Annotated in this window: 21 protein-coding genes; 6 read left to right on the top strand and 15 right to left on the bottom strand. The window is 60.4% G+C overall.

Going from position 1 to position 19,853, the window contains the following annotated elements; all coding sequences use genetic code 11:
• Positions 1-43: 43 nt before the first annotated feature.
• The 3 genes from OKC40_RS11770 to rpoE are packed head-to-tail and all read right to left on the bottom strand — an operon-like array spanning position 44 to position 2,252.
• A complete protein-coding gene (locus OKC40_RS11770; RefSeq protein ID WP_042657248.1) occupies positions 44-1,024 on the bottom strand; it encodes a MucB/RseB C-terminal domain-containing protein in 981 nt (326 codons plus the stop codon).
• A gap of 21 nt (positions 1,025-1,045) precedes the next feature.
• Complete coding sequence (locus OKC40_RS11775) at positions 1,046-1,648, bottom strand: RseA family anti-sigma factor (protein ID WP_182938143.1); 603 nt, start codon at positions 1,646-1,648, stop codon at positions 1,046-1,048.
• A gap of 22 nt (positions 1,649-1,670) precedes the next feature.
• Positions 1,671-2,252, bottom strand: a complete 582-nt coding sequence (rpoE, locus tag OKC40_RS11780) for an RNA polymerase sigma factor RpoE (protein WP_042062096.1) — start codon at positions 2,250-2,252, stop codon at positions 1,671-1,673.
• Positions 2,253-2,434: 182 nt separating this feature from the next.
• Between rpoE and nadB the strand changes: the two genes are divergently transcribed.
• Positions 2,435-4,042 (top strand): L-aspartate oxidase, encoded by a 1,608-nt coding sequence (gene nadB, locus OKC40_RS11785; protein ID WP_042062095.1) that lies wholly within the window; start codon positions 2,435-2,437, stop codon positions 4,040-4,042.
• A 169-nt stretch (positions 4,043-4,211) separates the two neighbouring features.
• On the opposite strand, the gene OKC40_RS11790 is transcribed toward nadB, so the two are convergent.
• Together OKC40_RS11790 and OKC40_RS11795 are read right to left on the bottom strand one after the other, a co-directional pair.
• Positions 4,212-4,604 carry a protein YgfX gene (locus tag OKC40_RS11790; RefSeq protein ID WP_270795339.1) on the bottom strand — a complete coding sequence of 131 codons (393 nt, stop codon included), beginning with the start codon at positions 4,602-4,604 and terminating at the stop codon, positions 4,212-4,214.
• A gap of 19 nt (positions 4,605-4,623) precedes the next feature.
• On the bottom strand, positions 4,624-4,893 hold the full coding sequence (locus OKC40_RS11795) for an FAD assembly factor SdhE (RefSeq protein WP_033136300.1): 270 nt from the start codon (positions 4,891-4,893) through the stop codon (positions 4,624-4,626).
• A gap of 111 nt (positions 4,894-5,004) precedes the next feature.
• Here OKC40_RS11795 and ygfZ point away from each other — a divergent pair, with 111 nt between their 5' ends.
• The gene (ygfZ, locus tag OKC40_RS11800; protein WP_182938144.1) at positions 5,005-5,913 is read left to right on the top strand and encodes a tRNA-modifying protein YgfZ; all 909 of its coding nucleotides are present in this window, start codon (positions 5,005-5,007) and stop codon (positions 5,911-5,913) included.
• Positions 5,914-5,919: 6 nt separating this feature from the next.
• Here ygfZ and OKC40_RS11805 read toward each other — a convergent pair whose 3' ends face one another.
• Positions 5,920-6,801 carry a LysR family transcriptional regulator gene (locus tag OKC40_RS11805; protein ID WP_042080104.1) on the bottom strand — a complete coding sequence of 294 codons (882 nt, stop codon included), beginning with the start codon at positions 6,799-6,801 and terminating at the stop codon, positions 5,920-5,922.
• Positions 6,802-6,929: 128 nt separating this feature from the next.
• Between OKC40_RS11805 and OKC40_RS11810 the strand changes: the two genes are divergently transcribed.
• The gene (locus tag OKC40_RS11810; protein ID WP_182932906.1) at positions 6,930-7,376 is read left to right on the top strand and encodes a PACE efflux transporter; all 447 of its coding nucleotides are present in this window, start codon (positions 6,930-6,932) and stop codon (positions 7,374-7,376) included.
• Between the two features lie 149 nt (positions 7,377-7,525).
• Here the strand turns inward: OKC40_RS11810 and OKC40_RS11815 are convergent, their stop codons facing one another.
• On the bottom strand, positions 7,526-7,882 hold the full coding sequence (locus OKC40_RS11815) for a hypothetical protein (protein WP_005362699.1): 357 nt from the start codon (positions 7,880-7,882) through the stop codon (positions 7,526-7,528).
• Positions 7,883-8,125: 243 nt separating this feature from the next.
• Here OKC40_RS11815 and cutA point away from each other — a divergent pair, with 243 nt between their 5' ends.
• The 3 genes from cutA (at position 8,126) to OKC40_RS11830 (ending at position 10,776) form a co-directional block, all read left to right on the top strand.
• Positions 8,126-8,443 (top strand): divalent-cation tolerance protein CutA, encoded by a 318-nt coding sequence (gene cutA / locus OKC40_RS11820; protein WP_139407258.1) that lies wholly within the window; start codon positions 8,126-8,128, stop codon positions 8,441-8,443.
• The gene (locus OKC40_RS11825; RefSeq protein WP_182938146.1) at positions 8,440-10,230 is read left to right on the top strand and encodes a protein-disulfide reductase DsbD; all 1,791 of its coding nucleotides are present in this window, start codon (positions 8,440-8,442) and stop codon (positions 10,228-10,230) included. The genes cutA and OKC40_RS11825 overlap by 4 nt, the downstream gene beginning before the upstream one ends.
• Before the next feature lie 132 nt (positions 10,231-10,362).
• A complete protein-coding gene (locus tag OKC40_RS11830) occupies positions 10,363-10,776 on the top strand; it encodes a hypothetical protein (protein WP_182938147.1) in 414 nt (137 codons plus the stop codon).
• A gap of 54 nt (positions 10,777-10,830) precedes the next feature.
• Here OKC40_RS11830 and OKC40_RS11835 read toward each other — a convergent pair whose 3' ends face one another.
• From OKC40_RS11835 to nudC, 8 genes are all read right to left on the bottom strand, one after another.
• Entirely contained in the window at positions 10,831-11,421 is a 591-nt protein-coding gene (locus OKC40_RS11835; RefSeq protein WP_270795316.1) for a hypothetical protein, read from the bottom strand.
• Positions 11,422-11,637: 216 nt separating this feature from the next.
• On the bottom strand, positions 11,638-12,942 hold the full coding sequence (locus OKC40_RS11840) for an NAD(P)/FAD-dependent oxidoreductase (protein WP_270795317.1): 1,305 nt from the start codon (positions 12,940-12,942) through the stop codon (positions 11,638-11,640).
• Between the two features lie 159 nt (positions 12,943-13,101).
• The gene (fbaA, locus tag OKC40_RS11845; protein WP_042062080.1) at positions 13,102-14,181 is read right to left on the bottom strand and encodes a class II fructose-bisphosphate aldolase; all 1,080 of its coding nucleotides are present in this window, start codon (positions 14,179-14,181) and stop codon (positions 13,102-13,104) included.
• Between the two features lie 115 nt (positions 14,182-14,296).
• On the bottom strand, positions 14,297-15,460 hold the full coding sequence (locus OKC40_RS11850; RefSeq protein ID WP_270795331.1) for a phosphoglycerate kinase: 1,164 nt from the start codon (positions 15,458-15,460) through the stop codon (positions 14,297-14,299).
• A 61-nt stretch (positions 15,461-15,521) separates the two neighbouring features.
• Complete coding sequence (gene epd, locus OKC40_RS11855; protein ID WP_270693498.1) at positions 15,522-16,532, bottom strand: erythrose-4-phosphate dehydrogenase; 1,011 nt, start codon at positions 16,530-16,532, stop codon at positions 15,522-15,524.
• Positions 16,533-16,592: 60 nt separating this feature from the next.
• Positions 16,593-17,522: an ROK family protein gene (locus OKC40_RS11860; protein WP_042062074.1), complete on the bottom strand. Its 930-nt coding sequence runs from the start codon at positions 17,520-17,522 to the stop codon at positions 16,593-16,595.
• A gap of 111 nt (positions 17,523-17,633) precedes the next feature.
• Positions 17,634-18,701, bottom strand: coding sequence for a uroporphyrinogen decarboxylase (gene hemE / locus OKC40_RS11865; protein ID WP_270693499.1), 1,068 nt, complete (start codon positions 18,699-18,701; stop codon positions 17,634-17,636).
• Between the two features lie 182 nt (positions 18,702-18,883).
• Positions 18,884-19,663, bottom strand: a complete 780-nt coding sequence (gene nudC / locus OKC40_RS11870; RefSeq protein WP_270795333.1) for an NAD(+) diphosphatase — start codon at positions 19,661-19,663, stop codon at positions 18,884-18,886.
• Positions 19,664-19,853: the final 190 nt, after the last annotated feature.

Raw genomic sequence — 19,853 nt, forward strand, 5'->3', positions numbered from 1 at the left:
GTCTGCGGCAAGCTGGGCACCACAGTCAGCCCAGAGCATGGACTCACTGCACGGCCTCGTTGCGGGCCAGCGGCTGGACCGACTCGGCGATGCGCTTGGCGGTCTCGGCAGGCACTTCCCCGACCACTGTGATCTCGACCCCCACTTCGTTGACATAGCTCACCAGCGAGGTCGCGCCCTGGCGGATCAGCTGCTGGCGCACCGCCTGCTTGGGATCCACCCGGGAGACATAGACAGAGAGATCCACCAGCCCGTCAGAGAGCATCATGTAATCCACCGGCATACTGGTGGTCACCAGCTGGTGCCGGTCTTGCGACAGCACCTTGAAGCCATCGGGCAGCCAGGTGATCTGCCAGTTCAGCGCCTGCTGCGGCGCCGGATAGGCATCCTCCAGCGCCAGCGCCGGAGGCTGCTTGCTGTTGGCCAGCTTCACCAGCCAGGGGGCCGGTTTGCTCTGCAGATCCAGCTCGACACCGAGTACCTGCTCCACCAGATTGCCTTCCCGCTCGACCATGTCGATCCGCAGCAGTAAGTGGCTCTGCTCGTCAATCCAGAGCACGAAACCATATTTGTCGGCCTCTTTAGGCACCAGCCTTACCACCTGCGCCACCACACCGGCGACCCGGCTGCGACCGGCCAGCACCGGATCATAGCTCTCCAGCACCTGGGCCAGCGGCATCTTCACCAGGGTCGACCAGATGCCGGGGAAGCGGGCATCCTTCAGGGTGTAGGGATCGTGGCTGTTTTCAAAGAAGGTGTATTCGTTCTGGCGCTGGAGATACTCGATCGCCTTGCCATCGAGATAACTGAGGTGGGCCACTTCCTTGCCGTTGATCACGGCATGGCTGATCCGGATCGGTTCAAGACGCCCCTGACGGGCCTTGACCATGGACAACTCGAAATTCTGTTGCTGCACGGCACTCTGCATCTGCTGCAACAAGGCCTCGGCCGACTTATCGTCGGCCGAGGCCTTGGCACTGATCAGCAGGAGAGAGGCCAGCAAAATACGGCTGGACTGGCGCACGTTTGTATCCCTGACAATTCGTTATTGTTGGATCTGCCTGTCTTGCAACAGGCGCTGCTGCAACTGGTGGTCACGCAGGAAGGCGTTGATCCGCTCCCGCTGCTCCTGCATCTGCTGTTCGGTCAGCCCTTGCTGACGGGCACGGGCGCCATCCTGTTGCGGATAGTGAACACTCACCGGCGCCGCACTGCCACCGATAGGGATGGTATTGAGCACCGGATTGGCCGGAACGCCATCCTGTCCCTGATACTGCTGCACGCCGAAGATAACGGCAGCAGCCACGGATGCCGCAATGGCATATTGACCGAGTTGCTGACCGACCCGGCGGAACAACGGAACCACATTGGAATCTGTCTTGACCGGTGCAATGGCAGGTTGCTGCACAGGAGCCGTCTCAACCGGCTTGGGTGCCAGTATGGTGGGCTCATCCTCCAGCGCAGCCATGATGCTGTCACTGAGATCCAGTTGCAGATTGACCGGCAGGTCACCCCGCATGGCATCGCCGATCAGGTGGTAACGACCCCAGGTAGCTTGCAAGTCGGAGTCCATCTCCAGCTCGTTCAGTACCTCTGCGTCAATCAGGTCACCATCCATCAGGGCAGAGATTTGCTCTTTATTTGCCATAAGTTAACCCGTCTTTCCCCAGTTAATTCTCGATCAGAGGTTGCAGCTTTTTATCGATTGCTTCCCTCGCCCGGAAGATACGGGATCTGACCGTACCCACTGGGCAATCCATGATTTCGGCAATCTCTTCGTAGCTCAGCCCTTCCAGTTCGCGAAGGGTGATAGCTGTCCTCAGGTCTTCCGGCAATGCCTCTATGGCTGAAAACACCGTGCGCTTGATCTCGTCAGTCAGCGCCAGGTTTTCGGGGGTTGAGACCTCTTGCAAGGCTTCGCCACCACCATAAGACTCCGCTTCGTCAGCCTCCACATCACTGCTGGGCGGCCTGCGCCCCTGGGAGGTCAGATAATTCTTCGCCGTGTTCACGGCAATTCGGTACAACCAGGTATAAAAAGCACTTTCGCCACGGAATGTCGGCAATGCACGGTAGGCTTTTATGAAGGCCTCTTGCGCCACATCGGGCACATCACCGGGATTGTTGACATACCTGGCAACCAGGTTGACCACCTTTTGCTGGTATTTTTTTACCAACAGGTTGAAAGCTGCTTTATCGCCGCGCTGGACCCGTTCAACCAGCTGTTCGTCCAGTAGATTCTGGTCGCTCATCAGAGCCGTAAAACCCCCATCAGGTTATCGTTCTTCTTTTCCGGCCCTTCCTAAGCGCACAAGTTCAGACAGGGAGAATCAGAGAAAGTTCGCTTCAATTGAAAAAAATGTGATGCAGGCTGCATCCTCGCCCTCGCTTGGGCTACCATGGTGCCAGTTCTTAATCCAGGCTAATGATACTTATGAAAGCAAGTGTTGAATACCTTTGCGATGTACTGATCATTGGCAGCGGTGCCGCTGGTCTGTCCCTCGCGTTGCGATTGGCAGACCACGCCAAAGTCCTGGTTCTGAGCAAGGGGCCCATCAGTGAAGGGGCCACTTTCTATGCGCAAGGAGGCATCGCTGCCGTTTTCGACGAAACCGACAGCATCGAATCCCACGTGAGCGACACGCTCAACGCTGGCGCCGGGTTGTGTGACCCGGCAGTGGTAGAGTTCACCGCTCGCCACGCCCGCGAATCCATCCAGTGGCTCATTCAGCAAGGCGTCCCCTTCGATCAGGAGGAGAACGCCGACGGTGAATCCCACTATCACCTGACCCGCGAAGGGGGCCACAGCCATCGCCGCATCTTCCACGCGGCGGATGCCACCGGCAAGGCGGTGCAGCTCACCCTGATCGATCAGGTCCGTGCCCACCCCAATATCCAGCTGATGGAGCGCTTCAACGCGGTCGACCTCATCACCACCCGCAAGCTCAATCTGCCGGGCAACAAGGTGCTGGGTGCCTACGTCTGGAACCGCAACGCCGAGCAGGTCGAGGTGATCCGCGCCCGTTTCGTGGCACTGGCCACCGGTGGCGCTTCCAAAGTCTACCAGTACACCTCCAACCCGGATGTGAGCTCTGGCGATGGCATCGCCATGGCGTGGCGGGCCGGTTGCCGGGTGGCGAACCTGGAGTTCAACCAGTTCCACCCCACCAGCCTGTTCCACCCCGATGATCCCAACTTCCTGCTGACCGAAGCGCTGCGTGGCGAGGGGGCCTATCTGCGCCGCCCGGACGGCAGCCGCTTTATGCCGGAGTTTGACGAGCGGGCCGAGCTGGCACCGCGCGATATCGTCGCCCGCGCCATCGACCACGAGATGAAGCGGCTCGGGGCGGATTGCATGTATCTGGACATCAGCCACAAACCGGCCGATTTCATCATCAAGCACTTCCCGACCATCTACGAGCGTTGCCTCGCGGTCGGTATCGACATCACCAAGGAGCCGATGCCCATCGTCCCTGCCGCTCACTACACCTGCGGCGGCGTGATGATCGACAACAACGGCCAGACCGACATCCCCGGCCTCTACGCAATCGGCGAAGTGACCTATACCGGTCTGCACGGCGCCAACCGCATGGCCTCCAACTCCCTGCTGGAATGCGTGGTCTATGCCCATCAGGCGGGGGCCGACATTCTGGCCAAGCTGCCGATGAGCGTGGAGCCGCCGCACCTGCCGGTGTGGGACGAGAGCAAGGTGGAAGATTCCGACGAACTGGTGGTGATCCAGCATAACTGGCACGAACTGCGGTTGATGATGTGGGACTACGTGGGAATCGTGCGTACCAACAAACGCCTGGCCCGCGCCAAGCGCCGCATCGACCTGCTCAAACAGGAGGTGCAGGAGTACTACGCCAACTTCCGCGTCTCCAACAACCTGCTGGAGCTGCGCAACCTGCTGCAGGTGGCCGAGCTTATCGTCAACTGCGCCCTGCAGCGCAAGGAGTCTCGCGGCCTGCACTACAACCTGGATCATCCGGATATGCTGCCGGACTCCAAACCGACCGTGCTGACCCCGGAGCGGGATTAATCCCCTTCCCGCCAAGCATTACAGCAATCAGTGACCCCGCCCCGGCGGGGTCACTTTTTTCAGCCGATTTTTTACAGCCACTTTTTTCAGCAACAAAAATAGTGCCACCAGCCATATGGCCGCCGCTCACCACGATAAATCAGCGCATGATCATCACGGGAAACGGGTGTCAGCGCCGGGACGGCAGAAAGTGGATGGCTCGCGCCAGCAGGCGGTAGTGTTCGGGGGGAAGGGCGTCGGAGAAGAGCCACAGTTGCCGTGGCGACACTGGTTCACTCTCTTGCGGCTCGGGGCAAAGCGCCAGTCTGAGCACGCCGGGCAGAATGCGGCTTTTCTTGCCGAGCTGATAGCGGCGACCTTGCCACTGCAGCCACTGGCCATCCCAGATAAGCTCGAACGGGGGCTCGGCGAGCGCGCGCCAGCTCAGCCAGAGCGACACCAACCAGACAGGCAGCAACAGCGCCCACTGCCAACCGGCAATCAGGCCCGCCACCGGCCAGAGCAGCAACAGAAAGAGGGCCACCAGCAAACATTGCTGATGGCGGGAGAGGTGAACCGTCATGATCACCCGCTCCACGGTATTACCCCTGGCGGTCGTGGCGCGCCTGATTGCGCTCCAGGATCATCGGGATCATGGCGGCAAATGCGGGATCGGCAGGGACACCATGACCCATGCACCATTTGAACAGATCCGGATCGTCGCTCGCCAGCAGGCGGATGAAGGTCTGCTGATCGGCGTCGCTCAGGGAGTCGAACTCGTGTTCGAAAAAGGGCATAAAGATCACATCCAGCTCGAGCATACCGCGACGGCAGGCCCACTTCAGGCGGGATTTTTCAACTGGGCTCAACATGGCACTCTCCTTACAAAGACCGGGGGATGGTACCAGCTGGATTTTCCGGCTGACAAACATTAGTTACGTCTTTACCATGCAGCTCACATACTTTCTCTCTGGAATACCATCGTGAGCCTGCAACCACCTGTTTTTCCTGCCGAGCCGACCCGCTTCCCCCTGACCAAGCTGGCCATCACCCGTATCAGCGGCCAGGATCGCGTCAAATATCTGCAAGGTCAGATCACCTGTGATGTCAACGCCCTGCAACCGGGGCAACAGACCCCGGGTGGCCATTGTGATCCCAAGGGCAAGTTGTGGAGCAATTTCCGCCTGCTCTGCCTCGAGGACAGCCTGCTGCTGCTGACCAGCCCCTCGGTGCTGGAGCGTCAGCTGCCGGAGCTGAAGAAATTTGCCGTCTTCTCCAAGGTCGAGATCGCCGCCGACGAACGCCACGCCACAGGTCTGGCTGGCAAGGGCACAGATGCGTGGATCGCCGCGCAGTTTGGCCTTGAGCAGAGCGGTCTTATCGACGGCGGCATGGCGGTGAAGATCGAACAGGATCGCTGGCTGCTGGTGAGCAATCAGCAAGCCGACGCCCTGCCGCAAGGTGACGAGTCACTCTGGTGGGGGCTCGAGATCAAGGCGGGCCTGCCGCACATGGAAGCAGTGCATCAGGGGGAGTTCATCCCGCAGATGCTCAACCTGCAGGCGCTGGATGGCATCTGCTTCAACAAGGGTTGCTACATGGGGCAGGAGACGGTGGCACGCGCCAAATATCGCGGCGCCAACAACCGCGCTATGTTTCTGCTGGCAGGCACTACCGGCGAGCCGGTCGCCAGCGGCGATACCCTTGAACTGCAACTGGGTGACAACTGGCGTCGTAGCGGTATGGTGCTCAACGCCTGGCAACAGGCCGGGCAGGTGTGGCTCACCGCCGTGCTGCCGAAAGATACCGAGGCTGACGCCCAATTCCGCCTCAAGCAGGACGAAGGCTCCCGCCTCACCCTGCAACCCCTGCCTTACACCCTGACCGAGTAAGGTCGGCTAGCGAGGCACGCGTGCCAGCAGTGCCTCCTTCAGCCAGCGCCCCGCCTGCCCAAGCGGGCGGGCGCGATGCCACTGCAGCTCCAGCGCCAGCGCGTGGCTGGCGATAAAGTCCGGCTCCAGCACCACCACTTCGCCCCGCTTCAGCGGCTGATGCAGCAGAAATTCCGGAATGGCGGACCAGCCGAGGCCCCGCTTGACCAGCTCCAGCACCCCGAGATCCCCCTCGACCCACCACACCTGAGCCGAGATACGAAAGCGCTGACGCTCGCTCCCTTCCCGTCGGCCGGTCACCATCAGCTGGCGCGCGCCCTGCAGATCGACCTCCCGCAGCGGCTGCTTGCGGGCCAGCGGATGATCCGGTGACACCACCAGCGGCATGGTCACCTCCCCCAGCGAACGGGCGACGATCTCCCGCTGAGGGTGCACCTTCTGATAACTGATGCCAAGCTGGGCGCGGCCGGTCACCAGCATCTCGGTCACATCCTCCATCAACGGGAAGAGCAGCTCCAGCTCCACGGTCGGATAGCGGGTGGCGAACTCCTCCAGCAGGGTGCCGAGCCAGGGAAGGTGAGAATCATCATCGATGGCCAGGGTGAGGCGCGTCTCCACCCCGGCCGCCAGCTCCCCGGCAATGGATTGCAACCGTTCACTCTGTGCCAGCAGGATCCCCGCCTCCTGCACCATGCGAGCGCCCGCCTCCGTCAGCTGCGGATAGCGGCCGCTGCGGTCAAACAGGGTGAGCGCCAGATCGATCTCCAGATTAGCGATGGCGCTGCTCACCACCGACTGCGCCTTGCCCAGCTTGCGGGCGGCGGCAGAAAAAGAGCCGGTTTCGGCAGCCGCCAGCAAAATCCTCAATTGTTCCAGTGATGGCGTCATCCTATGGCCCTCCAACAAGCCACCTTGTCATCTATCTATTTTAGCGATGGATACCAACATGAATCTATCGCGAAAGTTCTATAGATTAACCTGCAATTCGTGAATGAACCTGATTGAGAGAGTGACTTATGCGTACCCGTAACGATCGACTGCGCCATGCTATCGGCTTTGAATTGATCGGCCTGTTCATCGCCGCCCCACTGGCCAGCTGGGCGACCGGCATTCATCTCAGCCACATGGGACCGCTGGCGATCTTCTTCTCGATCCTCGCCACGGTCTGGAACTACATCTACAACGTCGGCGTCGACAAGCTGCTGCTGAAGTTTCAGGGCCATACCCACAAGAGCATGTGGCAACGGGTGATCCATGCGATTGGTTTCGAGGGGGGGTTATTGCTGGCCGCCATGCCAATTATGTCTTTGTGGCTTGGCATTACACTGCTGGAGGCTTTCTTCCTGGATCTCGGCTTTGCGATCTTCTATCTGGTTTATGCCTTCGTCTACAACCTGAGCTATGACAAGATCTTCCCCATTCCCCGCGAAGTGCCGAACGGCATGCCGCAAGGTGCCCGCTAAAGCGCGAATCGGGTGGACCGGAACCAAGAAGTAAAGGTCAATAGAGGTAACAATACGGCCCCATCATGGCAGACATGATGGGGCCGCAAGAGGGATTAGCGGGGGCAGGCCGGCTGATTCAGAAGTAAGGATTCAGACCTGCCCGTCACTCATGCCTGGGCCTTGAGCTCTTCGCCGCTCTCGTCGGCAGCGGCAGCCTCTTCAGGCTGCGCCTGGGCGGCCTGCAGCGCTTCCAGTTCGCTCTGATAATCGCTCAGGATCTGCTGGGCAACCGCCATATCGCCCTTGTGTTTGCGCTCGAACAGATGGTGCTGCACCACGCCGTTGAGATACTCCACCGTGATAGGCTGCTCCAGGGTGGCCATCAGCTCCTCTTTCTCCAGCTCGGCATTGATTTCATCGGCGGTCGTGCGCAGCAGCCCGGCCAATTGAACCAACATGCGGCGCTCACCTTCGCGCAGCAGGCTCAACATGCGGTTTCTCTGCTGCTCATTCTGTTGGGTCATACATTTCCTTACGTCAATTGGGAACAAGCCCGCTCATTCTGCCCTGTCCCCATGACAGCGTCTATCTCATGCCCCCCACTAATTTTTGGCGCTGGCTCACAAATGGCTACAGATGCTATTTGAAGCGGCTCTGGGGTATAGTAGCCGCTGATTTTCGGGCGCTTTTTCACCTTCATCCGCAAGAGAGGGATGACACGGCAAGGGCGCCTCCCGGTTTACCCCAACGAGGTGAAGATCCGCTTTATGACCGACGCCATTGTGGTGCTCTGCACCTGCCCAGATCAAACCAGTGCCGACCTTCTCTGCGAACAGCTGCTGAACCAGCGGTTGGCCGCCTGCATCAATCAGCTGCCGGGCGTCACCTCCGTCTATCGCTGGCAAGGCAAGGTGGAGCGCGCCACCGAAATTCAGCTCATCATCAAATCCCGCCAGTCGCGCTTTGCCGAGCTGCAGGCATGCATTCAAGCCCATCACCCCTATGAGGTGCCCGAGCTGCTGGCCCTGCCGGTGAGTGCCGGACTGCCCGCCTATCTCGACTGGCTAAACGGGGAGACCGCATGACATTCGCCCGCTTGCTCTCTCCCCTGTTGCTGCTCTGTGCCCTGCTGATGACAGCGGTGGGCAGCTTTCCTGCCCACGCCAGCGGCGCCGATCTGCTCAGCTCGCTGGGCATTGAAGCCAATGCCAAACCCAAATTTTTGCAGGTCGATGAGGCCTTTCAGATCGAGAGCGAACAGCGCGGCGATCAGCTGCTGCTGACCCTCCACATCGCCGACGATTACTATCTCTATCGCCACAGCCTGCGCTTCAAGGGGAACAACCTCACCTTCAGCGAGCCGACCCTGCCGGAAGGCACCGAGCACGAGGATGACTTCTTCGGCAAGACCCGGGTCTACTACCAGCAGGTAAGCATCGCGGTACCGCTAAAAGAAGTGGGCGACGGCGCCACCCTGCGGGTGCGCTATCAGGGCTGCACCGACGGCCTCTGCTACCCGCCGACCGACAAGCTGATCGATGTGACCCCGCTGGTCACGGCAACCACAGCGTCCACGGTTGAAACGGCACAAAGCGTCGCCCCCGTGAGTCAGCAGGATCAGCTGGCGGCAGCCCTCGGCCATCAGGGGTTCTGGCTCAGCATCGTCGCCTTCTTCGCGCTGGGGCTGGGGCTCGCCTTTACCCCCTGCGTCTTCCCCATGTACCCGATCCTGACCGGCATCATCGCCGGCGCCGGTCATCACCTCTCCACCGGCCGCGCCTTTCTGCTCTCCCTGGTCTATGTACAGGGGATGGCGGTGACCTACACCTTGCTGGGGTTGGTGGTCGCCTCGGCGGGTCTGAAATTTCAGGCGGCGCTGCAACACCCCTATGTGCTGATCGGCCTCTCGCTGATGTTCGTGCTGCTGGCCCTCTCCATGTTCGGACTCTACACCCTGCAACTGCCGAGCAGCCTGCAAACCCGCCTCTCCGGCCTCTCCAACCGCCAGCAAGGCGGCTCTGTGGTCGGGGTCACCATCATGGGGATGATCTCCGGGCTGGTTTGCTCCCCCTGCACCACGGCACCACTTTCGGGGGCGCTGATCTATGTGGCCCAGAGCGGCGATCTCTGGCTCGGCGGCGCGGCGCTCTATGCCCTGTCGCTGGGGATGGGGCTGCCGCTGCTGCTACTCGGCACCTCGGGCGGTAAACTGCTGCCCAAGGCAGGCGCCTGGATGGACGTGATCAAGCAGTTGTTTGGCTTTGCCCTGCTGGCGGTGCCGATCCTGCTGATGTCACGGCTCTGGAGCGATCAGATTGCGGCCCTCGCATGGCTCGGCTGGGGTCTGCTGCTGTGCGGCTACCTCTATCACCACAACCAGCACCAGCCCCACTCGGTGGCCAAAAGCGTGCGCGGTTTCGTGCTGTTGCTGGCGATGATCAGTGCCGTGGTGGTGGGCAAGGATCTGCTGCAACCGGCTGCCCCTGCTGCTGTCACGGCGGATGCCAGTCAAACGGCGCCGCAGTTTGTCCGCATCAAGACGCTGGATGATCTCAAGGTGCAGCTGGCCGCCGCCCGCGGCAAGCCGGTGCTGCTCGACCTCTACGCCGACTGGTGCGTCGCCTGCAAGGAGTTCGAACACAAGACCTTCAGCGACCCCGCGGTGCGGGAGCGCTTCGGTCAGATGGTGTTGCTGCAGGCGGATGTCACCGCCAACGACGATGCCGATATCGAGCTGCTCAACAGCCTCAATGTACTGGGGTTGCCGACCCTAATCTTCTTCGACCGCGAGGGCAAAGAGCTGACAGGCCAGCGGGTCACCGGCTTTATGGGGCCGACCGAGTTTCTGGGCAAGCTCGATCAGCTACGCTGACCAGTGGCGCCCCTTGTCGACAGACAGGGGTCGCCTTATGCGTTACGCGCTGATTTTTCTGGCAATCCCTTGTATATGACCGGCAGCATGGCAAAATTTGCCCTTCGATTGTCTCGCCCGTCCGGAGTTTTGATGAAAAAGTGGTTCATCCCCCTGCTAGCCCTCTGGCTTTTTGGCTGCAGTGCAGGGCCCGGTGAAGAGGATATCCGGAGCCAAGTTACCGCCAGGCTGCTGGCCGAGACAGACGCCAACCTGTTCGAGATCAGCGACTTCACCATCATCGGCAAGGAGGAGCGGATGGAGGGGGTCTATCTGGTCAAGGTGAGTTACCAGCTGCACTTCAAGCAGGGGCTCGATCAGTTGCAGGTGTTGCACGATGAGGATCTGGTCTACGACCGGGTTGGCCCCTTCCAGCAGGAGATGGGTCTGATGGAGCTCGAGCGTAAATATGGCGAGTTCGAGGCGGGCCAGGTGCTGCCGCAAGAGGCAGAGGTGTGGATGATGAAAGACGAACAGGGCTGGCGGTTGGCCGAACCGGCCCAATAAATGGCTTCCCGCCCCTTACGCTCTGCAACGACGGGGCTGCCGTTGCCAACCAGATCAGACCTGGGTATCGACCCGATACCCTTTTCGCTCGGCGGGTTCGTTCGGTAACTTGCTGGCCAACCCTGACAGCACCTCCTTGAGGGTGACCCCGCGCTCTGCCGCACCGCTGCTCTCCAATAGCTTGGTCAGCTGGCTCTGCAAGGGGTTCACCGCTTCGATCTCGGCTCCTTGCTCGCTCGCTTTTCCCTGCCCGCCCTGTTGATCCAGCTTGTCCAGCAGGCCCATTACATCCCTCTTTAACGGGCTCTCACTACCGGTGTTGAAGGCAGCCTTGCGCTGTGCCTGCTCTTGCATCTGCTGTTGTTGCAGCGCTTGCTGTTGCTCTTGCTGCTGTTGCAGGGCTCCCATCATGGTATTGATGAACGCCTCCATTGAATCCCTGATTGAGATGCTGCTCCCGCCGCTGTTCTCCCCTGTCGGCGACAGCCCGAGGTTGGCCAGCACAGAGCCCAGATCGCGCACCATCCGGCTATCACCGCCAGCCAATGACGACGGCGTAGCCCTCTCCGCGACCTGCCCAGCGGGAGAACGTTGCCGTTGCGCAAATGGGCTGAGCCCACCTGACGCGACCACATTTATCTCCATCTCAGCCCTCCTTCACTCCTTTTCTGGCCAGCGGACCCGCCCTTGTCCGCCAGGCAGAGAATCACTCTCCTACCTAAAAGATAGCGCCAACCGGAAGGGATTGGCGTGAATGCATCTTTTGGTCTATCAGGCGGGATGATAGTGCCAAGCCGCTATAAACAAGGGGCTGGCAAGGGGGCCACGCTCAGCCATCACTGCGCAGGCTGAAAATGGGAGTCAGAAGATATCCTTCATCCGGTGCCACAACATTCCCAGGGCCAGCAGCGGGGAGCGCAGCGCCGGACCGCCGGGGAAGGTGATATGGGGCACGCTGGCGAAGAGATCGAAACCCCGGCTCTCGCCACGGATCGCCTCGGCCACCAGTTTGCCCGCCATATGGGTGGCGTTGAGGCCGTGGCCCGAGTAGGCCTGGGCGTAGAGCACGTTGGGGTGTTCCTTCAAGCGGCCAATCTGCGGCAGCCGGTTGGCACCGATCCCGATCATGCCACCCCATTGAAACTCGATGGCCGTGCCAGCCAGCTCGGGGAAAACCCGCAGCAGCTTGGGCAGCATAAACGCCTTGATATCGTGGGGATCGCGGCCGGAGTAGTTGCAGGCGCCGCCAAACAGCAGGCGGCCGTCGGCGGAGAGGCGGTAGTAGTCGAGTGCCACATTCTGATCGCACACCGCCATGTTTTGCGGTAGCAGTCGCTGGCGCAAGCGGCGATCGAGCACCTCGGTGGCGAGGATGTAAGAACCGGCGGGCAGCACCTTGCCACCCAGATCGGGATTGAGGTCATTGAGATAGGCGTTGCAGCCGATCACCAGATAATCGGCAGTGACCCGGCCGTGGGCGGTGGTCACCTCGACCTGCTTGCCGTAGTCGATATGGGTCACTCTGGAGTGTTCAAACAGGGAGACCCCGAGGCTGGCGGCGGCGCGCGCCTCGCCCAGCGCCAGATTGAGCGGATGCAGATGGCCGGAGCCCATGTCGATGAGGCCGCCGATATAGCGATCCGATCCCACCACGCTATGGATATCTTCGCGCGGGACCAGCCTCAGCTCGTGCTCATAACCCAGACTCGCCAGATGTTCGAGATCCTCCTCGAAACCGGCTAGATGACGCTGACGGGTCGCGAGATCGCAGTAGCCCCAGGTGAGATCGCAATCGATATTGAAACGCTCGACCCGCTCGCGCACCAGTTGCACCGCCTCCAGCCCCATCAGATCCAGCTCGCGCACTCCTTGCTCGCCAATCCAGCGGGCAAACTGGCTGGTGTCGTGGCCGATACCGCGAATAAGCTGGCCGCCGTTGCGCCCGGAAGCGCCCCAACCGATGCGATTGGCCTCCAGCAAGGCGACCTTGTAACCGGCATCCGCCAGATTGATGGCGGTGTTGAGACCGGTAAAGCCGCCCCCGATGATGCAGACGTCAGCCTTGTACTCCCCCTCCAGCTCGGGCCACTGTTGCGAATCGTTGCGGGTGGCCGCGTAGTAGGAGGCGACGTGCTCCTGATATCCGTTGTGCTTTCCTGCCTGCATACTCAGCATCCTGCTTTGGTGGCAAATTGTTTAATAAAATAAGCAAATTTGTTTCGATAATACCCACCTCTTCACCCACTCGCCAACCTGCGCGGATCACAGAAATGCAAAAGGCGCCCCGAAGGGCGCCTTTTCATGCAATCAAGGTACGGTAACGAATTACAGTACGTCGATGGCGTTCAGGTCGGAGAATGCTTTCTCCAGACGAGCGATCATGGAAGTCTGACCTTCACGCAGCCATACGCGCGGATCGTAGAACTTCTTGTTCGGCTTGTCGGCGCCTTCCGGGTTGCCCAGCTGGCCTTGCAGGTAAGCTTCGTTCTTCTTGTAGAAGTTCAGCAGACCTTCCCAAGTTGCCCACTGGGTGTCGGTGTCGATGTTCATCTTCACTACGCCGTAGGAGATGGACTCGCGGATCTCTTCCAGAGTGGAACCTGAACCACCGTGGAATACGAAGTCCAGAGACTTGGCAGGGATGCCAAACTTCTCGGAAACGTACTTCTGGGAAGCGTCCAGGATGGACGGGGTCAGCTTGACGTTACCCGGCTTGTATACACCGTGTACGTTGCCGAAGGAGGCAGCGATGGTGAAACGCGGGCTGATCTTGGACAGACGCTCGTAAGCGTAAGCAACATCTTCCGGCTGGGTGTAAAGAGCGGATTGATCCATGTGGCTGTTGTCGACGCCGTCTTCTTCGCCACCGGTGCAACCCAGTTCCAGCTCCAGAGTCATGTTCATCTTGGCCATGCGGGTCAGGTACTCGCAGCAGATGTCGATGTTCTCTTCCAGAGACTCTTCGGACAGATCCAGCATGTGGGAGGAGAACAGCGGCTTGCCGGTTTCAGCAAAGTGCTTCTCGCCCGCGTCCAGCAGACCGTCGATCCACGGCAGCAGCTTCTTGGCAGCGTGGTCGGTGTGCAGGATCACCGGTACACCGTAAGCTTCGGCAACGGCGTGAACGTGCTTGGCACCGGAGATGGCACCCAGGATGGCGGCTTTCTGGCCTTCCAGCTTCAGACCCTTACCGGCGGTGAACACGGCACCACCGTTGGAGAACTGAACGATAACCGGCGCTTTAACCTTGGCGGCAGCTTCCAGTACGGCGTTAACGGAGTCGGTACCAACGCAGTTTACGGCCGGCAGAGCAAAGCCGTTCTCTTTAGCGATGGCGAACACTTTCTGAACGTCATCACCAGTGATCACGCCGGGTTTTACGAAGTCGAAAATTTTCTTAGACATGTTTAATCGTCCTGTCTCGTATGCCGTTAATAAAAAATGGGGGGTTCATCATGAACCGGCACAGCGGGCACATGATAAACGAAACGGGAGGCTTTTGCCCCCCGTCTCGGGTCAATTAGGCTTTGGCGCGCTGTTCCAGAATCGCAACAGCCGGCAGAACCTTGCCTTCTACGAACTCCAGGAAGGCGCCGCCGCCAGTGGAGATGTAGGAGACTTTGTCAGCGATGCCGAACTTGTCGATGGCAGCCAGGGTGTCACCACCGCCAGCGATGGAGAAGGCCGGAGAAGCAGCGATGGCTTCGGCGATGATCTTGGTACCTTCAGCGAACTGGTCGAACTCGAATACACCGACCGGGCCGTTCCACAGGATGGTCTTGGCGTTCATGATGATGTCAGCCAGGGCCTTGGCAGAGTCAGGGCCGATGTCGAAGATCATGTCGCCGTCGGTCACTTCAGCAACAGACTTGATGGTCGCCGGAGTGGACTCGGAGAACTCGGCACCTACAACCACGTCGGTGGTCACAGGAATGTTGGTCTCGGCAGCCAGTTTCTTGGCGGTGTCGATCAGGTCGTGCTCGCACAGGGACTTGCCGACGTTGTGACCGGCAGCAGCGATGAAGGTGTTGGCGATGCCACCACCGACAACCAGCTGGTCAGCGATCTTGGAGAGGGATTCCAGTACGGTCAGCTTGGTAGAGACCTTGGAGCCGCCAACGATGGCAACCATCGGGCGCTCGGGTTTGAGCATGGCTTTGCCCAGGGCTTCCAGTTCACCCGCCAACAGCGGACCGGCACAAGCAACCGGCGCGAACTGGGCCACACCATAGGTGGAACCTTCGGCGCGGTGAGCAGTACCGAACGCATCCATTACAAAGACGTCACACAGGGCGGCGTATTTTTTGGCCAGCTCTTCGGTGTTCTTCTTCTCGCCTTTGTTGAAACGGCAGTTTTCCAGCACAACCAGCTCACCGGCAGCGACTTCTACGCCATCCAGGTAATCCTTGGCCAGGCGAACCGGGCAGGACAGAGCGTCTTTCAGATAGTTGACAACCGGAGCCAGGGAGAATTCTTCGTTGTATTCACCCTCGGTCGGACGACCCAGGTGGGAGGTGATCATCAGCTTGGCGCCTTTTTCCAGAGCCAGCTTGATGGTCGGCAGAGTCGCAACGATACGTGCATCGGAGGTGACCTTGCCGTCTTTTACCGGTACGTTCAGGTCAGCACGGATCAGAACGCGTTTACCCGCCAGATCCAGGTCAGTCATCTTGATAACAGACATATTCAGTCCTCTATATTTTCAGGTAATGTTAAAAACAGTAACCTATTCGCCCGGGGCAGGCTCAGCCTGCGGCCATCATGGCCCGGGTGGTATCCAGCATCCGGTTTGCGAAGCCCCATTCGTTATCGCACCACATCAACATCTTGACGAGGTTGGCATCGCTCACCCGGGTCTGGGTACCATCAATGATGCAGGAGTGTGCATCATGATTGAAGTCTACGGAGACCAAAGGCTCTTCCGTGTAATCCAGAATACCGTGTAATGTACCTCTGGATGCCCGTTGCAGGGCTTGATTTACGTCAGTAACTGTCACTTTTTTACGAACAGTAATACTGAGATCCATCGCTGTTACATTGATGGTCGGCACCCGCACCGCGATCGCCTCGAACTTGCCGGCGAAGTGGGGCAGGATACGCTCCAGCCCCTTTGCCAGCTTGGTATCCACCGGAATGATGGACTGGCTGGCAGCGCGGGTTCGGCGCAAGTCACTGTGGTAGGCATCGATGACTTGCTGATCATGCATGGCCGAATGAATTGTCGTAATAGTACCACAATTTATCTCAAATTCTCGATGCAATGTTTCAATCACCGGCACCACGCAGTTGGTGGTACAGGAGGCGTTGGAGACGATCCGCTCCGCTCCGGTCAGCACCTGATGGTTGACCCCGTAGACCACGGTGGCATCCACATCCGCATCGGCCGGGTGAGAGAAGAGCACCTTGCCCGCCCCCGCCGCCAGATGCAGCTCGGCATCGGCCCGCGAGCCGAACACCCCGGTGCAATCGAGCACCACATCGACCCCCAACGCCCGCCACGGCAGCTTTGACGGATCCCGCTCGGCAAACAGGGAGATGAGATCTTCCCCCACCAGCATGCTGCTGCCCGCCAGTTGCACCGGATGGTGGAAGCGACCGTGACTGGTATCGTAACGGGTCAGGTGCACCATGGCCTCGGGGGCCGCCAGCTCGTTGATGGCGACGATCTTGATGGTCTTGTCGCGCCCGCTTTCATAGAGGGCTCGCAACACGTTGCGACCGATCCGCCCGTAACCATTGATGGCAATCTTGATCATCGAGAATCCGTTTCCTTGAACCAGCAACAGGGCGGCACACCGGCCGCCCGGGAACCCCGGCTACGACAGCAGGGCCTCCTTGAATTCACCGCGGGCCAGCAGTGCGGCCCCGAATACCCCGGCACTGTCGCCAAGGGCAGGAGCAATAATGGGGGTTGCGAAGCGGGGATTAAAGAGGAAGGGCAAAATTGTCTGCCGTCCGGCGCTGTAAAGACTCTGCACATTGCCGACCCCGCCGCCGATGACGATCACATCCGGGTCGAGAATGTTGACCACGTTGGCCAGCGCCTGACCAAACAGCAGGTGCAGCCGGTCGATGGTGAGCTTGGCCACATGATCGTAAGCGGTGGCCGCCGCGATTTGGGCCAGCGAGAGGCGACGCTTGGCTTTGGCCTCGTACCAGGCCTCCAGCGCCGGGCCGCTGATCAGGGTCTCGACGCAGCCGCGCTTGCCGCAGTAGCACTCGGGACCATCGGGGGAGAGCACGTTATGGCCCCACTCACCGGCGATGCCGTGGTGACCGTTGAGGATCTGGCCGTTGATGACGATACCGGAGCCGACCCCGGTGCCCATGATGATGCCGAACACCACTTTCGCATCGGGATGGTGCTGGCGCACCGCCCCCAGATGGGTTTCTGCCAGCGCGAAGCAGTTGGCATCGTTGGCGATCAGTACCGGCACGCCCAGTTTGCGCTCCAGATCTTCCTTGAACGGCTTGCCGTTGAGCTCGGTGGTGTTGCAGTTTTTCATCAGGCCTGTCTGCGGATCCCGCGCCCCCGGCGTGCCCATGCCGATGACGGTCGGGCGCTGGCCAATCTTCTCGGCGCACTCTGCTACCAGCTTGGCGATCTGGCCGATCATGTGCTCATAACCACCAGCCCGCTCGGTGGGGATGCGGTGGCGCAGCAGCACCTCGTCGCCATCCAGCACCACACATTCACACTTGGTACCGCCAAGATCGATACCCCAATCCAGTGACTTGCTGCTCATCTTGCCTCCTGCGCTGGCGCCACGCGCTCGTCGTCGCGGCGCCATTTTAAATGTAAAACGGGGCCTTGCGGCCCCGGATATCAAACAAACTCTTCTTCTCTCGCCCCGGCCTTAGCGGCCGTGGTACTGGGCGGAGAGCTCGTGTACCGCGTTGACGAACACGCCAGCGTGCTCCGGGTTCACATCCTGATGGATGCCGTGACCTAGGTTGAAGACGTGGCCGTTGCCCTGACCGAAACCGGCCAGAATGGAGGCGACCTCTTCACGGATACGAGCGGGAGTGGCGTAGAGCATGGAGGGATCCATGTTGCCCTGCAGCGCCACCTTGTCACCGACCCGACGCTTGGCGTCGGCAATGTCGGTGGTCCAGTCCAGACCCAGCGCATCGCAACCGGTGGCGGCGATCTGCTCCAGCCACTGACCACCGTTCTTGGTGAACAGGGTGACAGGCACGCGGCGACCGTCGTGTTCGCGGATCAGGCCATCGACAATCTTGTGCATGTACTGCAGGGAGAAGTCGCGGTAATCGCGCGGGGTGAGCACGCCGCCCCAGGTGTCGAACACCATGACCGCCTGAGCACCCGCCTTGATCTGGGCGTTGAGATAGCTGATTACGCTGTCGGCCAGCTTGTCGAGCAGCAGATGCAGGGTCATGGGCTCTGCGTACATCATCTGCTTGATCTTGGTAAACGCCTTGGAGCTGCCCCCCTCCACCATGTAGGTGGCCAGGGTCCAGGGGCTGCCGGAGAAGCCGATGAGCGGCACTTCGCCCTTCAGTTCGCGGCGAATGGTGCGCACCGCGTTCATCACGTAGCCCAGCTCATCTTCCGGATCCGGAATGGGCAGCGCCTGCACGTCGGCCATGGAGGTGATCGGACGCTCGAAGCGCGGGCCTTCACCCTGCTCGAAGTAGAGACCAAGCCCCATGGCATCGGGCACGGTCAGGATGTCGGAGAAGAGGATGGCGGCATCGAGCGGGTAGCGGCGCAGCGGCTGCAGGGTGACTTCACAGGCCAGCTCGGCATTGCGGCACAGGGACATAAAATCCCCCGCCTGGGCGCGAGTCGCCTTGTATTCCGGCAGATAACGGCCAGCCTGGCGCATCATCCATACCGGGGTCATGTCCACATCCTGACGCAGCAAAGCGCGCAGGTATCGATCGTTCTTCAGCTCTTTCATCCCAGTTCCTGAGTTCGTATCACGCATAAAATGGCGGCCATAATACCACTTTGCCCACCGGAGCGGACTGCCCAAAACGTGGCAAATGGGCGCGCGGTTGCAAAGATGTGAAGGGGCGCAAACCTGACCGCCCCGTTTTTAAAAAGAGGTGCAAAAAGGTTGGCGAAAAGATAAGCGCCTCGTTACCCCTCGCCCGCCAGCGAACGCTCGATCAGGCGCCGGGCGATGGTGCCGTGGGGCGGCAAACGCGGCAGCCGGTCTGCGGCAAAGAAATCGGCGGCCACCAGTTCGTCGTCCTGCACCCGGATTTCGCCGCTCTCGTAGTCGGCGGTAAAACCCATCATCAGGCTGTGAGGGAAGGGCCAGGGCTGGCTCGCCGCGTAGCGCACATTGCGCACCCGGATACCGCTCTCCTCGAACACCTCCCGCGCCACGCACTGCTCGAGATTCTCCCCCGCCTCCACAAAGCCGGCCAGCACGGTATACATGGGATCGTCGGCCTGATAGTGACGGCGATGGGCCGCCAGCAGGATCTCCGGCCCCTTGCGCACCGCCACGATAATGCAGGGGGAGATGCGCGGATAAGCCGTGTGGCCGTGGTGGCACACCTGCGCCCACTCCCCCGCCTTCGGGGTCATGGGGGCGCCGCACTCGCCGCAGAAACGGTGGGTACGGCGGAAGGTGACCAGCTGCCAGGCGCGGCCTGCGAGGCGAAAGCCCTCTTCGTCCCCCACCACCATCAGATGGCGCAGCGGGCTCATGGCGCTCGTGTCGGCCTCATCCCCCAGATCCAGCAGATAGCAGGGCAGCCCCTGCCACTCGTCAAAACGCTCGAAAGGGGCGTCAGCCAGCGCTGCGGGCAGGCACGCTTTACTTCCTTGTGGCACCTCTCCCTGCTGATCGAGCAGTACCAGATGATCGCCCCCCAGCACGAACCAGCGGGCTTGTTCGGTTAATGACATCAGATAAACACTCTCGTTAAAACAAAACCCTGGCTACGGCGGGCCCGCCAAGGGGCAAGCGCCGCGCGAATGGCTCCCATCTTACGACCAGCACGGGTCGCTGACGACCCCGCTGTGGCCGATTGTCCCATTCGTAAAAAACGGATGGCGCAAATAAAGGGGCCGCCCGAAGGCGGCCCGCTGTTATCCG

The organism is Aeromonas sp. QDB11 (genome assembly GCF_027705265.1).
Lineage (GTDB): Bacteria > Pseudomonadota > Gammaproteobacteria > Enterobacterales > Aeromonadaceae > Aeromonas > Aeromonas allosaccharophila.